This window comes from Glycomyces sambucus, from assembly GCF_900102815.1.
Lineage (GTDB): Bacteria > Actinomycetota > Actinomycetes > Mycobacteriales > Micromonosporaceae > Glycomyces > Glycomyces sambucus.
On the sequence record NZ_FNGF01000004.1, the window covers coordinates 184580 to 200077 of the forward strand.

Sequence of the window (15498 nt, forward strand, 5' to 3'; positions counted from 1 at the left end):
CTGCTCGGGGACGCGTGCCGCACGCCTTGCCAGGCGCGCACGCGCCTCACGCCCTACGTTGGGCACACGTGTCCCACACCGGCGTGCAGCGTACCCCGACTCGGCCCGTCGCCGCCTGTTTGCGGAGGTCACGGCCGGTCCCGCTTCCCGGGGATCACGAGGCGCCGCCGGGGCTCCTCGTTGCCGGCGCGGTCGGTCGCGGCGTACTCGATGACCTGCGGCTCGTCGTCGATCGCGCGGACGAACGCCTCCTGGAACGTGCCCCAGAAGGTGCCGGGCCCCTCCCACTGGACGCGCTCGACCCCGGAGACGCCGTCGTCGGCGTGCAGGGTGATCTCGACGCTCGCGCCGAGGTCCTTCACCACGGCGCGCGAGACCGGCGGGGTCGTGTCGACGCTGACCTCGCGGGAGGTGGTGCCCGTCAGGCCGTCGGGGTCAGTCACGCGGGCCTCGACGAGGTGCACGCCTTCCTCGGTGAGCGCGACCGGTGCCTCGTAGGGGGTCCAGTCGCCGCCGGAGATCCGCAGTTCGAGGCGGAGCCGGTCGGCGGTGTCGGGACGGTCGATGTCGAAGCCGCGCAGGCGGATGCGGGGCGCGGTGGTGAACCAGCCCGAGGGGGCGGGCTGGTCGAGGATCTCGATCGCCACGGCAGGGGGGACTGCGCCGGGATCGGCGACGGCCGGGATCTCGGCGGCGTTGAACGCGCGCGGGCGACCCGTGGCGCCGTCGAAGGCCGCGGCGGCGGTGAGGACGGTCGCGAGTTCGTCGCGGCCGAGGAGCCCTTCGGCCCGGACGCGGGCGGCGACGATCGCGACCCGGGCGAGGAAGACTTCCCGGCTCGGGAAGGCCTCGGGCGCCCAGAGTTCGTCGAGGAAGGTACCGCCGTCCGACCGCTGCCGGTTGGGAACGCCAGTCCCGTTGCCGCCGAACGCGATCTCGGCGTCTGAGGACCGGACGTACATGTGGTACCGGCTGTCCTCCCCCGACCAGCACGGCTCGAACGCGATGCGGTGGTGGGCGCTGGTGCTGCCAGGGTGGGCGATGGCGGGACCGGCGGCAGAGGCGCGGGAGCCGGTGGGGGCGGAGGCTGCGGAGTCGGGGCTGGAGCCTGAGCCGGGCCCGGGGGTGTGGTCAGTGGGGAGGGCGGACGCCGCAGAGCCGGTCTCGCCGGAATCGGCGCCGCCGGGGTGGTCGTGGTCGAGCACAGTGCTGTCCGGGAGGGTGTTGTCGAGTTCGATCGCGCCGTCGCGAGCGAGTTCGGCCAGGAGTTCGGCGCCGGTGCGGCCGGTGATGAGGCTGCCGTCGAAGGCGCGGCGGCCGTTGAGGCCGAAGGGAAGGCTCGTGGTGGCCTCCGACTGCGCGAGCAGGAGGGTCGGGCCGAGGAACAGCGCGCACTGCCGAGGATCGTCGATGGCCGGTTCGGCGCGGAGCGACACCGGGGTGTGCAGCACGAGTTCGTCGCCGGGCGCCCAGGTGCGGGTGACGGCGGCGTACTCCCCCGGGGCGGCCGAGAGGTCGAGCAGTTGACCGTTGAGGCGGAGTTCGGGCGCTCCCGCGACCCACGCGGGAATGCGGAGCTGGACCGTCCGCTCGGTGCCATGTGACATGGCATCGTTCGGCGCGATACCGCCCGCATCCTTGCCGACCTGAGTGCCATGTGACATGGCACTGTCCGGCGTAGTGCTGCCCGACTGCATGTCAGCTTGAGTGCCATGTGACATGGCACCGTCCGGCGCGATGGCGCCCGATTGCCCACCAGCCTGAGTGCCATGTGATGTGGCACTGGGGCCCGTGGCGGCGTGCCCTGCATCCGATGCGGGGTCGAGGGCGGCGAATCGCAGGGTGGTGGATTCGCCCAGGGGGAAGTTCGATCGCTGGGTGACGCGGAGGCCGGCATCGGCCCAGTCGAGGTCGGCGTCGACGGGGAGGTTGGCGTACAGGGTGCCCGGGGCCGTGAGGAAGACCGTGTCCTGGTACTTGACGTGGTTCTCCAGGCCGGTGCCGCCGCAGCAGGTGCCGACGTTGTCGTACTCGCGGATCGCGCCCGGGTGGACCGGGAACATGTAGGTGACCTCGGGGCCGGTGTCCGAGCGGACGGCCCGGCGGGAGCCGAGGATGTGGTTGAGGACAGTCCGTTCGTAATATGTCATATATCGCGGGTCCAGCGTGTGCGCGAACAGCTTCCGGGCCAGCTTGAGCAGGTTGTAGCTCGCGCAGGTCTCGGCGTTGCGGTGGCCCACGTCGCCGGCCACCGTGTCCGGCGGCCCCCACAGCTCGCTCTCCCCCGTGCCGCCATGGGCGTAGACGCGGCCCGGGACGATCTGGTCCCACAGGCCGACCGCGGCGTCGAGGTAGCGGCGCTCGCCGGTCAGCTCGTACTCGTCCACGTAGCCGATGAGCTGCGGCAGATGCTGGTTCGCGTGCATGTCGGTGAGCACGTCGGTGCGCGAGGCGCCCGCCGCGAGCAGGTCCTCCTGGTCGAAGAACGCGGCGGTCCCGAGGAACCGGGGCTCGTCGGCGGCGGCGCTCAGGCGGGCCATGGTCTCGTTCATCCCGCCGAACTCGCCCGCGATGTACAGCGACCACATGCGCTGGCGCCGTTCGGGATCGAGCCGCGCCAGGCGCCCGTGGACCCAGTGCCCCATGGCCGTGGCGACGGCGAGCGCCTGTGCGTTCCCGCACTGCTCGTACGCGTCGAGGAGACCGGCCATGATCTTGTGGGTGGTGTAGTACGGCGCCCAGATCTCGCCGTAGGGCGCGAAGTCCTCCAGCCGCGAGAACTGCCATTCGCCGTAGGCCGCGAGGAATCCCGGGTGGGAGTAGCGGCCGGTCGCCGCCAGCGCGGCCTGGACCTCGGCCAGGCCCGCGACGAACTCGTCCACTTTGGCCGCGAGGGACGGGTCCCGCTCCCCCGCCGCGGCCAGTGCGAGCAGGGACAGGAAGTGGCCCGCGTAGTGCCCGCGCAGGAGGTTCGCGGTCTGGGCGTGCTCGCGGCCGGGGTAGTCGTGCTCACTCCAGGCGTCCTCGGCCGGGTGCCCGAAGTCCTCCCAGTTGCCGGGCGCGAGCGCGCCGCGGGTGTCGAGTCCGGCGTTGCGCCGGAAGACCGCGAGGAGGCGGTCGACCGGGTACACGCGGGCGAGGTGGAGCAGTTCATCGCGGGCGCGGGCGAAGACGCTCGTGTCGGCGATGCGGGCGGCGCCGAGCGGGACGGGGCGCAGGATCGGTGCGGTCATCGCTGCTGGGCCTTCGTCCACGCCTCGATGCCGTCGGCGTCGATGGGGAGCCCGGCGGAGAGGACTTCGGAGCCGGCCGCGGTGACGAGGACGTCGTCTTCGAGCCGCACGCCGATGCCGCGCAGTTCCGGCGGGACGGTGAGGTCGTTGGCGTGGAAGTAGAGCCCGGGTTCGACGGTCATGACGACGCCGGGTGCGAGCGGGGCGCCCATGTAGTCCTCGTATTCGGCCTTGCCGCAGTCGTGGACGTCGAGGCCGAGGTGGTGGCCGATGCCGCAGGCGAGGTAGCGGCGGTGCTGCTGGCCGCCCGGGGAGAGCGCTTCGTCGACGGAGACGGGGAGGAGGCCCCAGTCGTGGAGGCCGGTGGCGATGACTTCCATTGCGGCGAAGTGGAAGTCGAGGTATTCGGTGCCGGGTCGGATCTGGGCGAGGCCGGCGCGGTGGGCCTTTTCGACGAGGTCGTGGACGTCGCGCTGGCGGGGGCTGAAGGTGCCGGAGGCGGGGAGGGTGCGGGTGACGTCGGCGGTGTAGAGGCTGCGGGCCTCGACGCCCATGTCGAGGAGGAGGACTTCGTCGGGGAGGACGGGCCCGTCGCAGCGGACCCAGTGGAGGGTGGGGGCGTGGGGTCCGGAGCCGACGATGGTGGTGTAGCCGGTGCCGTTGCCCTGGGTGCGGGCGTGGCGGTCGAAGGTGCCTTGGAGCCAGCGTTCGCCGAGGCCGTCGCCGATGGCGCGCGGGATCTCGGCGGCGACGGCGGCGAAGCCGGTGACGGTGGCGTCGACGGCGTCGCGGAGCTGCTGGATCTCCCAGGGGTCCTTGATCATGCGGAGGCGGGAGAGGTGCCGGTCGAGGAGCGGGGAGGGTTCGAGGCCGTGTTCGGTGACGAGTGCGGCGCCGGCGCTGCCGGTGGTGAGCGCTCCTGAGGGGACGGTGAGGTCGGCGAGGTCCTGGACGGGGAGGCCGAGGGCGTCGGACCATTCGGGCAGGCCCGGGGAGGCGCCGACCCAGAGTTCGCCGTGGGCGGCGTCGGCGAAGAAGCCGGTGTCGCCGGGCCGGAATGGCGGCGGCATGTGGAGGCGGGCGTCGTGGCCGCCGGGCCGGGGGGTCATGACGAGGACGGCGCCTTCGATCTGGCCGCCGGTGAGCCAGGTGAAGTCGCTGTCGGCGCGGAACGGGTAGTCGTTGTCGTCGTTGCGGACGGGCGCGGTGCCGGAGGCGACGACGACGGCCTGGCCGGGGAGGCGTTCGCTGAGCCGGTCGCGGTGTGCGGCGGCGGCTGCGGCGGCGCCGGGGACGGTGGTCGCGGGCACGGGTCCGTTGCCCCAGCCTGCGGCGATGTGCTCCGTGAAGGCGGGGGTCTCGGCCAGCCTGGGGTAGCGGGTGCCGGCGTACGGGGGGCGGGTGTCGGTCATCGCCGTTCTCCTCCTCGGTCGCGCACCAGGTCGCGCAGGCGGGTGAGGACCCGGCCCGATCCGATGCCGTCGTGTTCGAACTCGTTGGTGACCCATGCCTGGGCATTGCCGACGCCTTTGAGGGTGTCGAGCTGGAGCCCGGAGTCGACGTACATGTCGTCGAAGTAGACGGCGGCGGCGACGGGGACCTCGTTGGCGGCGAGGCGGTCGGCGTCGAGGATCGGGCTCCATTCGGTGCGGGCGGCGAGGGCGTGGACGGCGGGCGCGAAGCCGCGCAGCAGTCTGACCTCGTCGAACATCCAGGGGAAGGCCATCTCGCCGGTGAAGGGGAGGGGCCGGCGGTCCTCGCCGAACTCGGGGCGGCGGTCGCGTTCGCGCTGAGCGGCCCATGCGGTGGGGCCGTTGGGGCCGTCGCCGTAGATGGACTCCTGGAGGGTCCAGAAGAGGGGGTTGGCGGCGGAGGAGGTGCGGGCGAGGACGTCGGCGAGGAAGCCTTCGGAGAGGCGGCCGTCGCGGATGAAGGCGTTCTCGACCAGCCAGTGCATGCGTTCGAAGCCGGGTTTCATGCCGAAGTCGATGCCGAGGGACTGGAAGCGGCGCACGGTGAGGACGTCGCCGTCGGGGAGGTGGACGGGGTCGGCGGCGAGGCGGTCGGCGATGGCCGCGACCCGGTCGGCGTCGTGGGGGTAGCGCCGGTAGTACTCGGCGGTCTTGAGGGCGACCCGGTCGAAGGTGCGGCGGTAGACCTCGTCGGCGCTCATGGGGTTGCCGGGGATGCCGCCGCACACGTATGCGGCGCTGAGGGCTTCGGGTGCGCGGGAGAGGTAGGCGAGGGTGAGCCAGCCGCCGTAGGACTGGGCGAGCGTCGTCCACTTCCGTCCGTTGTAGACGGTGGTGCGGACGTGTTCGAGGTCGCGGACGATGGAGTCGGCGCGGAAGTGCGCGAGGAAGTCCGCGCCGGCTTCGGCGTCGCCGGTCGCGGCGACGATCTGCGCGTCGAGGGGCGTGCTGCGGCCGGTGCCGCGCTGGTCCACGAGGACGACCCGGTAGTCCTTGAGGGCCTCCTCGATCCAGCCGTCGGCCTTGAGGGGGCGCGGGTTGGCGCCGCCGGGGCCGCCCTGGAGGTAGGTGAGGAGCGGGAGGTCGTCGCCGCGGCGGTCGGGGTCGACGAGTTCGCGCACGAACACCTCGATCCCGCCCGCGGTCGGGTCGTCCCAGTCGAGGGGGACGGGCACGTGGCGTTCGCTGACGCGCATGCCCGGCATCGAGTACTCGACCGTGCCCACTGCTGCCGTGCTCATGTCGCGGCCTCCTGTCGTTCGGTGCGGGCGCGCTCGTTGCGGCGCCGCGCGGCGTCCCATTCTGGCCGGATGCGCGGGACCGCCGCGAGCAGTTTGCGCGTGTACGGGTCCTGCGGGTCGCCGAAGACCTGGTCGCGGTCGCCGGTCTCGACGATGCGGCCGCCGTTCATGACCGCGACGCGGGTGGCGATCTGGCGGACCACGGCGAGGTCGTGGGCGATGAACAGGTAGCTGAAGCCCTCCTCGTCCTGGAGCCGCCGCAGCAGGTTGACGACTTGGGCCTGGACGGAGACGTCGAGGGCGGAGACGGCCTCGTCTGCGATGATGAGCCGCGGCGAGACCGCCAGCGCGCGGGCGATGCCGATGCGCTGGGCCTGGCCGCCGGAGAACTGGGCGGGGAAGCGCGCGGAGTGGTCGGGGTCGAGGCCGACCCGTTCCATGAGCTCCTTGGTGAAGGCGCGGGCGCCGCCGGGGACGGGCCGCTTCTGGTAGACGAGCGGGGCGGTGACGATGCGCTCGACGGAGTGCTTGGGGTTGAGCGAGGAGTACGGGTCCTGGAAGACGACCTGGACTTCGCCGCGGTAGGCGTGGAGGTCTCTGCCGGTGAGGGCGTGGACTTCGCGGCCGGCGAACTCGATGGTGCCGCTGGTGGTGTCGATGAGGCGGGCGATGAGGCGCGCGGTGGTGGACTTGCCGGAGCCGGACTCGCCGACGAGCGCGAGGGTCTCGCCGGTGCGGACTTCGAGCGAGACGTCGTCGACGGCGCGGAACCTGGCGGCGGTGCCGAGGAGGCCGTTGCCGCGGACGGCGAACTCCTTGACGAGGTTCGCGGCGCGGAGCAGGGGTTCGCTCATCGGTCCTCCTCGGTGGTGATGGTGCGGAGCTGGCCGATCTCGTCGTCGATGCGGGGGACGGCGTCGAGGAGCATGCGGGTGTAGTCGGCCTGCGGGTCGCAGAAGATCCGCTCGGCGGTGCCCTGTTCGACGAGGTCGCCGCCGCGCATGACGATGATCTGGTCGGCGACCTCGCTGACGACGGCGAGGTCGTGGGTGATGAGGATGAGGCCGGCGCCGGTGTCGCGGCGGATCTCGGCGAGGAGGTCGAGGATCTGGGCCTGCACGGTGACGTCGAGGGCCGTGGTGGGCTCGTCGGCGATGATGAGGTCGGGTTCCATGCTCAGGGTCATGGCGATCATGACGCGCTGGCGCATCCCGCCGGAGAACTGGTGCGGGTAGTGGTCGACGCGGCGGGCGGCGTCCTGGATGTGGACGCGTTCCATGGCCTCGATCGCGATGCGGCGGGCCTGGCGGCGGGTGACGCCGGTGCGGTGGGCGCGGTACGCCTCGGCGATCTGGGTGCCGACGGTGTAGTACGGGTTGAGCGAGGACAGCGGGTCCTGGAAGACCATGGCGATGCGGTCGCCGCGGACGGCCTGCATCTGGCGCTCGCGCAGGCCGGTGAGTTCGGTGCCGTCGAGTTCGATGGAGCCGGTGCGCTTGGCGCCCTTGGGGAGCAGGTCCATGATGGCGAGGCTGGTCATGGACTTGCCGGAGCCGGACTCGCCGACGATGCCGAGGGCGCCGCCGCGCGGGAGGTCGAAGCCGAGGCGCTTGACGACGTCCACGTCGCCGGTGGCGGTGGTGAAGGAGACGGTGAGGTCGCGCACGCGCAGCAGCGGGCGGTCGGCGGCGGTGCCCGCATCGGGTGCGATGGGCTCGGGTGCGGTCGTTTCGGGCGTGCTCATGTCGCGCTCCCCACTCGCACGCGCGGGTCGATGGCGGTGTACAGCAGGTCGACGACCATGTTGCCGACGACGACGAGGAACGCCGCGAGGAGCGTGACGCCCATGATGACGGGCTGGTCGTTCTTCGTGATCGAGTCGGAGGCGAGTTTGCCGACCCCGTTGAGGCCGAACACGGTCTCGGTGATGAGGGCGCCGCCGAGGAGCCCGGCGAAGTCCATGCCGAAGATGGTGACGATCGGGGTGAGGGCCGGGCGCAGGGCGTGCCGGCGCCACACGAGGCCGGGGCTGAGGCCCTTGGCGCGGGCGGTGCGCACGTAGTTCTCCTGGAGGGTCTCGATGACGTTGGCGCGCGTGAGTCTGGTGTAGACGGCGGCGGCCCCGATGGAGAGGACGATCCAGGGCATGAGGAAGTTGAGGAACCACCGCCCGGGGTCCTCGCCGAACGGCACGGCCTGCGGGAACGGCAGCCATCCGAGGGTCACCACCAGTAGGAACTGGAGCAGCAGGGCGAGGACGTAGTTGGGGACGGACATGCCGGTGAGGGTGAGGCCGGTGATGAACCGGTCGGCGAACTTTCCTTCCTTGACGGCGCTGACGAGGCCGGCCGAGACGCCGGCGAGCAGCCACAGCACGGCGGCGCCGACGGCGACCGTGGCGGAGACGGGCAGGCGCTGGAGGATCATGTCGGTGACCGGCTGGCTGGTCTGGAACGAGTAGCCGAGGCACGGTGCGGCGCATTCGATCGCGTTGGCGCCCGTCCCGTAGGTGCGGCCGGCGAACAGGCCGGAGAGGAACGTCCAGAACTGGGTCCAGAACGGCTGGTCGAGGCCGAGGTTCGCGCGGATCCGGTCGATGGCCTCGGGGTCGCAGTTCTTGCCGCAGATCTGCACGGCCGGGTCGGGCGAGAGGACGAAGAAGATCACGTAGGTGAACAGGCACACCAGGAACAGCACGACGGCCATGCCCAGCAGGCGGTTGGCGAGGAAGCGGATCATGCGCGGCCCTCCCCGGACTCGGCGATCTTCTTGATGCGGTCGCCGAGGACGGTGAACGACAGCACGAGCAGGAACAGGAACGCGCCCGGGAACAGGAAGTACGCGGGGTCGACGGCGTACCAGGGCACGGAGGAGGCGATCATCTGGCCCCACGAGGGGGTCGGGGGGACGACGCCGACGCCCAGGAAGGACAGTCCCGCCTCGGTGCCGACGTAGCCGGGCACGGCGAGGGTGGTCATGACGATGATCGTGGAGGAGAGGTTCGGGAGGATCTCCTTGAAGATGATCTGGGCGCTGGAGGCCCCGGACGCCTTCGCGGACTCGACGAACTCGCGCTGCTTGAGCGACATGGTCTGGCCGCGCACGATCCTCGCCAGGTAGGGCCAGCCGAAGAAGGAGATCACGACGACCAGGAGCGCCTGTCGGTTCTCGGCCGGGAGGGCCGAGAGGACGGCGATCATGAAGATGAGGGCCGGGAAGGCCATCAGGAACTCCATGACACGGGAGACCACCATGTCGACGCGCCCGCCGAAGTACCCGGCGATGAGGCCGAAGACCACGCCGAGGACGCTGGTGAGCGCGGTGGCGAGGAGCGCGATCGTCATGGACACCCTGGCGCCGTAGACGATCCGGGCGAAGATGTCGCGCCCGTTGCCGGGCTCGACGCCGAACCAGTGGTCCGCGCCGATCCCGCCGCCCCAGCCGAGCGGGAGCCCGCCGAGGTTGGAGTCGACGGCGGCCTGGTCGAACTCGAGCGGGCCGTGGCCGCTGAGCGTGACCAGGAGCGGCGCGGTCAACGCCATGAGGACGACGATGAGGATGTAGGCGCTGCACGCGACCGCGACGCGGTCGTTGAGGAAGGTGCGGACCAGGCGTCGCCCGGAGCGGGGCGGCGAGGCCGACGCGGGGTCGCCGGTCGCCTCACCACCCGCCGCGCCTTCAGCTTCGAGTGGTGTCGGAGTGAAGGTCATCGGAATCAGCCCGCGGACGGGTCCTTGAGCCCGATGATCGTCAGGTCCGTCATGCTGGTGTTGGGGATGTACCCGGCGACGTTCTCGCCGGGCAGGAAGACGCCCTTCTCCCACAGCAGCGGGGCCATCGGCGCCAGCGCCATGACCTCCTCGTCGAAGTGGCCCCACTCGACGTTCGCGGCGTCGAGGTCGGTCATGGCCTTGATCTCGTCGATGCGGGCGTTGATGCCCTCGTCGTTGAGCTGGGCGAGGTTGTTGTTGCCCTTGTCGGTGATGAGGCGGCCGTCGACCAGCGGCGGGACCATCGTGGACGCCGAGGACGCCCAGTCGGGGCACCAGCCGGTGATGGCGGCGTCGGACTGCTGCGAGGGCGTGCCGATCGTCTCGTAGTAGGTCGAGGTGTCGATGACGTTGAGCTCGACGGTGACGTCGATCTGCGCGAGCGCCTGCTGGATCGACTCGGCCTGGGCCTGCATGGCCGGCTGGGAGCGGATGTCCAGGGTGAAGGAGAAGCCGTCCTGGAGGCCGACGGAGGCCAGGAGTTCCAGGGCCTTGTCGGGGTCGCCGGTGCCGTCGTCGCTCGGGTAGAGGTCGAAGTCCTTGTGACCGTTCACCGCCGGAGGCGTGATCGTGGTGGCGGGGTCGGCGAGCTGGTTGCCGCCGGAGGCGGTCTGGAGGGAGGCGCGGTCGATGGCGTAGTTCATCGCCTGCCGGACCTCGACCTGGTCGAAGGGGGCCTTGGTGGTGTTCATGCCCATGTAGGTGGTGCAGTAGGCGTCGGCGGTGAGGACCCGGTCGGCGAGGTCCGGGGACTGGAGGCGCGCGAGCGTGGCGGGCTGGATGCGCCCGGAGATCGCGTTCACGTCGGTGCCCTGGCCGGCCATGAGGCGCTCGTCGATCGTGGCGCCGTCGAGGCCGATCTCGAACTCCCACGCGTCGGGGTACGCCTTGCGGACGTCGTCGGTGGCCGCGTCCCAGTGCTCGTTGCGGACGAGCTCGATGAGGCTGCCCGGGGTGTAGGTGTCCAGCGTGTAGGGGCCGGAGGCGATGATGTCGTTGATGAACTCGTCGCCCGCGCCGGTCCCGACCGGGAACGGCACCGCGTTCGGCTGGGCCAGGACGGAGTCGAACTCGGGGAACGGCGCGATGAGGTGGAAGACGATGGTGTGCTCGTCGGGGGTCTCGATGCCGGGGTGGTCGCCGGACTGGTACGGGCCGGCGTAGTCGGCGGGGGCATCGACGGTGTTGCGCAGCCACGGGGAGCCGATGCCGATCTCGGGATCCCACGCGCGGGAGATCCCGAATTCGAGCTCGGCGGAGGTGATGGGGTCGCCGTTGTCGAACTTGAGGCCGTCTTTGAGGGTGTAGGTCCAGGTGAGGCCGTCTTCGGAGGCTGTACCGAGGCTTTCGGCCATGTCGGGGACGATCGCGTTCGGGTCCTCGGCGTCGCCGGACGCCTGCATGGTGAGGCCGCGGTAGACGAGGCGGTAGAACGCGTTCACGCCGCCGTCCCAGCCGCGGGCCGGGTCCAGGTACGAGAAGTCGGCGTTCTGCAGCATGTGCACGGTCCCGCCGGAGACCGGGTCGTCGCCCGCGGCACCGCCGGCGTCGTTCTGCCCGTTGCAGGCGGTCAGGAGCAGCGCCGCGGCGACGAGGACCGCCGGTGCGCGCGTGAGCTTCTTCAGCATGGGGGATTTCCTTTTCGGTTGTTCGCGCCGATGACCGCTCCTTTGACCCGGGGGGCGGGCGTGGTCGGAGCCGTCTCGCCGGTGCGTTGCGGCGCCGGCTCGCAGTAACATATCACATATCACATATCACTGATCCGGAGTGAGATTCGGCGGCGGATCGGCGGCGACCGCGCCGGTCCCGACCGATGAATTCCGGGGCCGGGCCCGGTCTTAGGGGGAGAGACGGTTCAGAGCGAACCGGACCCCTGCCGAAAGGACCACTCCGATGACCGAGGCGACGATGGACCCGCACTCCCCCGCACCGGGAAGGGCCGTGCCTCCCAACGGGTTCCGGACCTTCCTCCACGTGCTGGCGAACACCGCCGTCGCCAACGTGACGACCAGCTTCCTGTGGTTCGCGCTGACGTTCTGGATCTACGTCGAGACGCGCAACGTCATCGCCACCGGCGTGATCGGCGCGTCGTACATGCTGTTCCTCGCGGTGTTCGGGATGTTCTTCGGGACGCTGGTCGACCGGTTCCGCAAGAAGGCCGTGATGATGTGGGCCACGGTCGCCGCGCTCGGGGTCTTCGTCCTCGACGCCCTGTTCTTCTTCGCGGCGGGCGCCGACCGCATCAAGGACCTGGGCGCGCCGTGGTTCTGGATCTTCGCCGTGGTGATGCTCGCCGGCGCGGTCGTGGAGCAGCTGCGCGGCATCGCGCTGTCGACCACGGTCACGCTCCTGGTCCCCCAGGAGCGCCATGCGAACGCGAACGGGATGGTCGGCACCGTCCAGGGCGTCGCGATGCTCGTCACGAGCGTCCTCAGCGGACTGTCGGTCGGGTTCCTGGGCATGGGCTGGACCCTCGTCATCGGCATCACCGCGCTCGCGCTGACCCTCGTCCACCTGATCCCGCTGCCGATCCCCGAGGAGCGGGCCGAGCGGTCGGGGCCGGTCGAGAAGTGGGTCGACGTGCGCGGCGGCTGGCTCGCGGTCCGGGCCGTGCCCGGCCTGCTGGCGCTGGTCCTGTTCTCCTCGTTGAACAACCTGTTCGGCGGGGTCGCGATGGCGGTCATGGACCCGTACGGGATCGACATGTTCGGCGTGGAGGGCTGGGGCTTCTGGTTCGCCGTGGCCTCCACGGGGTTCATCGCGGGCGGCGCGGTGGTCGCCAAGTGGGGCATCGGGAAGAACCCGATCCGCACCATCCTGATCGTGGTGATCGTCCTCGGCGCGGCGGGCGCGGTCTCGACCCTCCGCGAGTGGGCGTGGCTGTACATCGCCGGCGTGTGGCTGTTCATGGCGCTCATCCCCGCGGCCGAGGCCGCCGAGCAGACCGTCATCCAGCGCGTGGTGCCGTTCGAGAAGCAGGGCAGGGTCTTCGGGTTCGCGATGACCTTCGAGGCCGCCGCCGCGCCGATCACCGCGCTGTTCATCGCGCCGCTCGCCGAGCTGCTGGTGATCCCCTACATGAGGACGGATGACGGCCAGCGCCAGTGGGAGTGGCTGCTCGGCACCGGCGAGAGCCGCGGCATCGCGCTGCTGCTCCTCATCGGCGGCGTCGCCACCGCGGCCTTCGCCTGCGTCGCGCTCCTGGCGCCGCAGTACCGCCTGCTCAGCGAGCGCTACCAGGCCGCCGCGGCGAAGGAGACCGCCGAGGCCGAGGAGCATGAGAAGGTCCCGGCGTAGCGCGAACGGCATGGCTCAATCGGGTCGGCCCGGTTCCATCGGGTCGGCCCGTCCGACCGGGCCCTTGCGATCAGCCCGGTCAGCCCCGTTCGATCAGGTCCGCGAGGGCCGCGGCCGTGCGTGCCACGGCCGGGTCCTCGTCAAGGGCCGCAACATGAAGCAGCTCCAGCGCGAGCGGAGCCGGGAGCTCCGCGAGGGCCTGGACGATCCGCAGCCGAACCGCCGCGTCCCCAGTGGACGCGGCGAGTTCGCCTGTCAGGGCCGCTTTGATCCGGTCCGGCCCCTCCCCCGCCAGCGCGCCCAGCACCTCGGCGGCCTCCACGTCGTTCGCGCCCTCGACCACCATGCGGACCAGCACGGGCACCGCCTCGGGCCGGCCGCGCGAGCCGAGCGCGAGGGCCGCGTGGGCGCGCACCCGCGCGTCCGGGTCGTCGAGGGCGCCGGTCAGTGCGGTCGCGGCCTCGTCGTCGGGGAGTTCGGCGAGGGCGAGGACCGCGCGCCGCCGCACCTCCACGTCGCCGGAGGCCAGCCCGGGGGCCAGGCTCGCCGCGACGTCGTGGTCGGCGCGTGCGAGCGCCCAGCGCAGCGCGCCCGCGACGTTGGTGTCGGCCTCGGTGAGGATCGCCTCCGCCAGCGCGGGCGCGGGCACGTCGGCGGCGGGGGCAAGGACGGCCTGCTGGCGGCGGGCGGCGTCGGGCGAGGCGAGGCCGTGGAGGAGTTCGACGATGCGCAGGACCTCCTCCCATCCGGCGGGTTCGCTGGAGTCGACGGCCTTGAGCCGCTTGAGGAGTTCGCGTTCGCGCTGGAGGCGGTGCTCGGTGGCCGCGATGAGGTCGCCGATGAGCGCGGCGGGCGCGAACCCGGGGTCGTCGAGGACGCGGCCGATCTGGCGCAGCGACAGGCCCAGGGTGCGCAGGCTCTCGACGTGGAAGATCCGGCGGATGTCCTCGTCGGAGTATTCGCGGTAGCCCCCGACGGTGCGGCCCGTGGGCCGCACCAGTCCGAGGGTGTCGTAGTGCCTGAGCATCCTGGTGCTGACGCCGGACCGGCGCGCGACCTCACCGATCAGCATCGGGTTCCCTGCCGCCGAGGGCGAAGGCGCGCTTGGCGGTGCCGACGTTGAGCTCGAACGCGGCCTCGGGGTCGCGCAGGAGCCGTTCGGTGGCCTTGGCGTGCGCGGCGACCTCAGGGTCGGTGCTGTCGAGCGCAATGCGGATCGCGGGTTCGGCGTGCTCGCCGAGGGCGACGAGGGCGCGGCTCAGGCTGAGCCGCACCTCCCGGTCGCCGCGCGCGAGCTGCCGGGCGAGTTCGGCCGCGAGCGCCTGCTCCTGCCCTTCGGGGACGAGGACGACGGCGGCGCGCCAGGCGGCGCGGGCGACCTCGTCGTCCGGGTCGCGCAGGAGGCCGGTGGTGACCGCGGGCCAGGTGCTCGGGTCGCCGATCTTGGACAGCGTGTGGAGCGCCTGGCTGCGGGCCTGGCTCCGGTCGGCGCCGAGTTCGGCGAGGAGCTTCGGCACGGTGGCCGCGGCGGGGAACCGGGTGAGCGCCCATGTGAGCATGTCGCGCACGTAGAAGTCCGGCTCGACGCCGCACCGGGCCACGAGCGCGTCGACGTACGCGGGCTCGGGGTCGGTCCCGGCCGCCAGCGCGGCCTTGAGGCGGGTGGACGCGTCCTTTGCGCCCAGCGCGTCGATCAGGCCGATGGCCTGCGGATTCGTGTGTGACGTGTGCATCGGGTAAGCACCTCCGCAACCAAGGAAACACCTTGTCACCGTGTCAATGTCAAGCCTTTCCCGAATCGGGTCCGCGTTCGCGCCTCGCGGGGCGCGCATCCGGCCGCGCGGGGCTCGTTCGGCGCTGTCCGACGGGCCGGGGCGCCTGGCGTGCGTGCGGTGTTCCTGCCGCTGTCTTGCCGGTGTTCGGCCTTGTTCGGGGCGTGCACCGGCGCCAGACTGATTGCTGCGGCGACGGCCCGGCCTGGTCGTCGCGCCCGGTGGGCCGGGTCTTGGATTCGGGTCTCCTCCTGGGAGAGCGGACTGCGCAACGATTGCAGCGGAAGGAACACGATGTCCCTCAACAGCGTTCTCAAAGACAGCGTCTTCAAAGGCAGTGTCCTCGAAGGCAGTGTCTTCAAGAGCGGCGTCCGAAGGGTCTCGGCGACGCTCGTCGGGCTCGTGATGGCGGGGTCCCTCGCGGGAGTCGCCGTCGCCGGCAGTGCTTCGGCGGCTCCCGATGCCGATCCGGCCTCGCCAGTCACCGGCGAGTACACGGCCCAGGTGCAGTGGTTCTACGAGTCCTACTTCGCCCGCCGCGTCACCTGCGTGACGAAGGGCGAGATCTACGAGGACGAGGGCTATCTCTACCAGTGCCGGACGGCGGAGCGCAACAACCGGGTCGTCTACGAGCTGTGGCTCGGCATCGGCTGACGCCGTTCCCACGATGCGTCGAGGGCCCCGGGGCGCAAGCCCCGGGGCCCTCGGCGGCG

12 protein-coding genes are annotated in these 15498 nt (G+C 71.5%); 2 read left to right on the forward strand and 10 right to left on the reverse strand.

From position 1 onward, the window contains the following. Positions 1–128: 128 nt before the first annotated feature. The 8 genes from BLS99_RS13335 to BLS99_RS13370 are packed head-to-tail and all read right to left on the reverse strand — an operon-like array spanning position 129 to position 11344. A complete protein-coding gene (locus BLS99_RS13335; RefSeq protein WP_091050213.1) occupies positions 129–3233 on the reverse strand; it encodes a beta-L-arabinofuranosidase domain-containing protein in 3105 nt (1034 codons plus the stop codon). Continuing rightward, the gene (locus tag BLS99_RS13340) at positions 3230–4645 is read right to left on the reverse strand and encodes an aminopeptidase P family protein (protein ID WP_091050216.1); all 1416 of its coding nucleotides are present in this window, start codon (positions 4643–4645) and stop codon (positions 3230–3232) included. Before BLS99_RS13340 ends, BLS99_RS13335 begins: the two co-directional genes overlap by 4 nt. Next, positions 4642–5946 carry an alpha/beta fold hydrolase gene (locus BLS99_RS13345; RefSeq protein WP_218126477.1) on the reverse strand — a complete coding sequence of 435 codons (1305 nt, stop codon included), beginning with the start codon at positions 5944–5946 and terminating at the stop codon, positions 4642–4644. The genes BLS99_RS13340 and BLS99_RS13345 overlap by 4 nt, the downstream gene beginning before the upstream one ends. After that, positions 5943–6800 (reverse strand): ATP-binding cassette domain-containing protein, encoded by an 858-nt coding sequence (locus BLS99_RS13350; protein ID WP_091050220.1) that lies wholly within the window; start codon positions 6798–6800, stop codon positions 5943–5945. The genes BLS99_RS13345 and BLS99_RS13350 overlap by 4 nt, the downstream gene beginning before the upstream one ends. Further along, positions 6797–7690, reverse strand: a complete 894-nt coding sequence (locus tag BLS99_RS13355; RefSeq protein WP_091050223.1) for an ABC transporter ATP-binding protein — start codon at positions 7688–7690, stop codon at positions 6797–6799. The genes BLS99_RS13350 and BLS99_RS13355 overlap by 4 nt, the downstream gene beginning before the upstream one ends. Further along, a complete protein-coding gene (locus BLS99_RS13360; protein ID WP_091050226.1) occupies positions 7687–8685 on the reverse strand; it encodes an ABC transporter permease in 999 nt (332 codons plus the stop codon). Before BLS99_RS13360 ends, BLS99_RS13355 begins: the two co-directional genes overlap by 4 nt. Then, positions 8682–9656 (reverse strand): ABC transporter permease, encoded by a 975-nt coding sequence (locus BLS99_RS13365; RefSeq protein ID WP_091050229.1) that lies wholly within the window; start codon positions 9654–9656, stop codon positions 8682–8684. The genes BLS99_RS13360 and BLS99_RS13365 overlap by 4 nt, the downstream gene beginning before the upstream one ends. Before the next feature lie 5 nt (positions 9657–9661). Then, the gene (locus BLS99_RS13370; protein WP_091050234.1) at positions 9662–11344 is read right to left on the reverse strand and encodes an ABC transporter substrate-binding protein; all 1683 of its coding nucleotides are present in this window, start codon (positions 11342–11344) and stop codon (positions 9662–9664) included. 265 nt (positions 11345–11609) lie between these two features. On the opposite strand from BLS99_RS13370, the gene BLS99_RS13375 reads away from it, so the two are divergent. Further along, positions 11610–13013 carry an MFS transporter gene (locus BLS99_RS13375; RefSeq protein WP_091050239.1) on the forward strand — a complete coding sequence of 468 codons (1404 nt, stop codon included), beginning with the start codon at positions 11610–11612 and terminating at the stop codon, positions 13011–13013. A gap of 79 nt (positions 13014–13092) precedes the next feature. Here BLS99_RS13375 and BLS99_RS13380 read toward each other — a convergent pair whose 3' ends face one another. Together BLS99_RS13380 and BLS99_RS13385 are read right to left on the reverse strand one after the other, a co-directional pair. After that, complete coding sequence (locus tag BLS99_RS13380; protein WP_091050243.1) at positions 13093–14085, reverse strand: HEAT repeat domain-containing protein; 993 nt, start codon at positions 14083–14085, stop codon at positions 13093–13095. Beyond that, positions 14072–14746, reverse strand: a complete 675-nt coding sequence (locus BLS99_RS13385) for a HEAT repeat domain-containing protein (protein ID WP_091050245.1) — start codon at positions 14744–14746, stop codon at positions 14072–14074. Before BLS99_RS13385 ends, BLS99_RS13380 begins: the two co-directional genes overlap by 14 nt. Before the next feature lie 333 nt (positions 14747–15079). On the opposite strand from BLS99_RS13385, the gene BLS99_RS13390 reads away from it, so the two are divergent. Beyond that, entirely contained in the window at positions 15080–15439 is a 360-nt protein-coding gene (locus BLS99_RS13390; RefSeq protein ID WP_091050249.1) for a hypothetical protein, read from the forward strand. The last annotated feature ends 59 nt before the right edge of the window (positions 15440–15498 follow it).

Bases quoted from the DNA above. Each gene is read 5' to 3' on its own strand.
- BLS99_RS13335 (WP_091050213.1), bottom strand. From the start codon at position 3,233: ATGACCGCACCGATCCTGCGCCCCGTCCCGCTCGGCGCCGCCCGCATC.
- BLS99_RS13340 (WP_091050216.1), bottom strand. From the start codon at position 4,645: ATGACCGACACCCGCCCCCCGTACGCCGGCACCCGCTACCCCAGGCTG.
- BLS99_RS13345 (WP_218126477.1), bottom strand. From the start codon at position 5,946: ATGAGCACGGCAGCAGTGGGCACGGTCGAGTACTCGATGCCGGGCATG.
- BLS99_RS13350 (WP_091050220.1), bottom strand. From the start codon at position 6,800: ATGAGCGAACCCCTGCTCCGCGCCGCGAACCTCGTCAAGGAGTTCGCC.
- BLS99_RS13355 (WP_091050223.1), bottom strand. From the start codon at position 7,690: ATGAGCACGCCCGAAACGACCGCACCCGAGCCCATCGCACCCGATGCG.
- BLS99_RS13360 (WP_091050226.1), bottom strand. From the start codon at position 8,685: ATGATCCGCTTCCTCGCCAACCGCCTGCTGGGCATGGCCGTCGTGCTG.
- BLS99_RS13365 (WP_091050229.1), bottom strand. From the start codon at position 9,656: ATGACCTTCACTCCGACACCACTCGAAGCTGAAGGCGCGGCGGGTGGT.
- BLS99_RS13370 (WP_091050234.1), bottom strand. From the start codon at position 11,344: ATGCTGAAGAAGCTCACGCGCGCACCGGCGGTCCTCGTCGCCGCGGCG.
- BLS99_RS13375 (WP_091050239.1), top strand. From the start codon at position 11,610: ATGACCGAGGCGACGATGGACCCGCACTCCCCCGCACCGGGAAGGGCC.
- BLS99_RS13380 (WP_091050243.1), bottom strand. From the start codon at position 14,085: ATGCTGATCGGTGAGGTCGCGCGCCGGTCCGGCGTCAGCACCAGGATG.
- BLS99_RS13385 (WP_091050245.1), bottom strand. From the start codon at position 14,746: ATGCACACGTCACACACGAATCCGCAGGCCATCGGCCTGATCGACGCG.
- BLS99_RS13390 (WP_091050249.1), top strand. From the start codon at position 15,080: ATGTCCCTCAACAGCGTTCTCAAAGACAGCGTCTTCAAAGGCAGTGTC.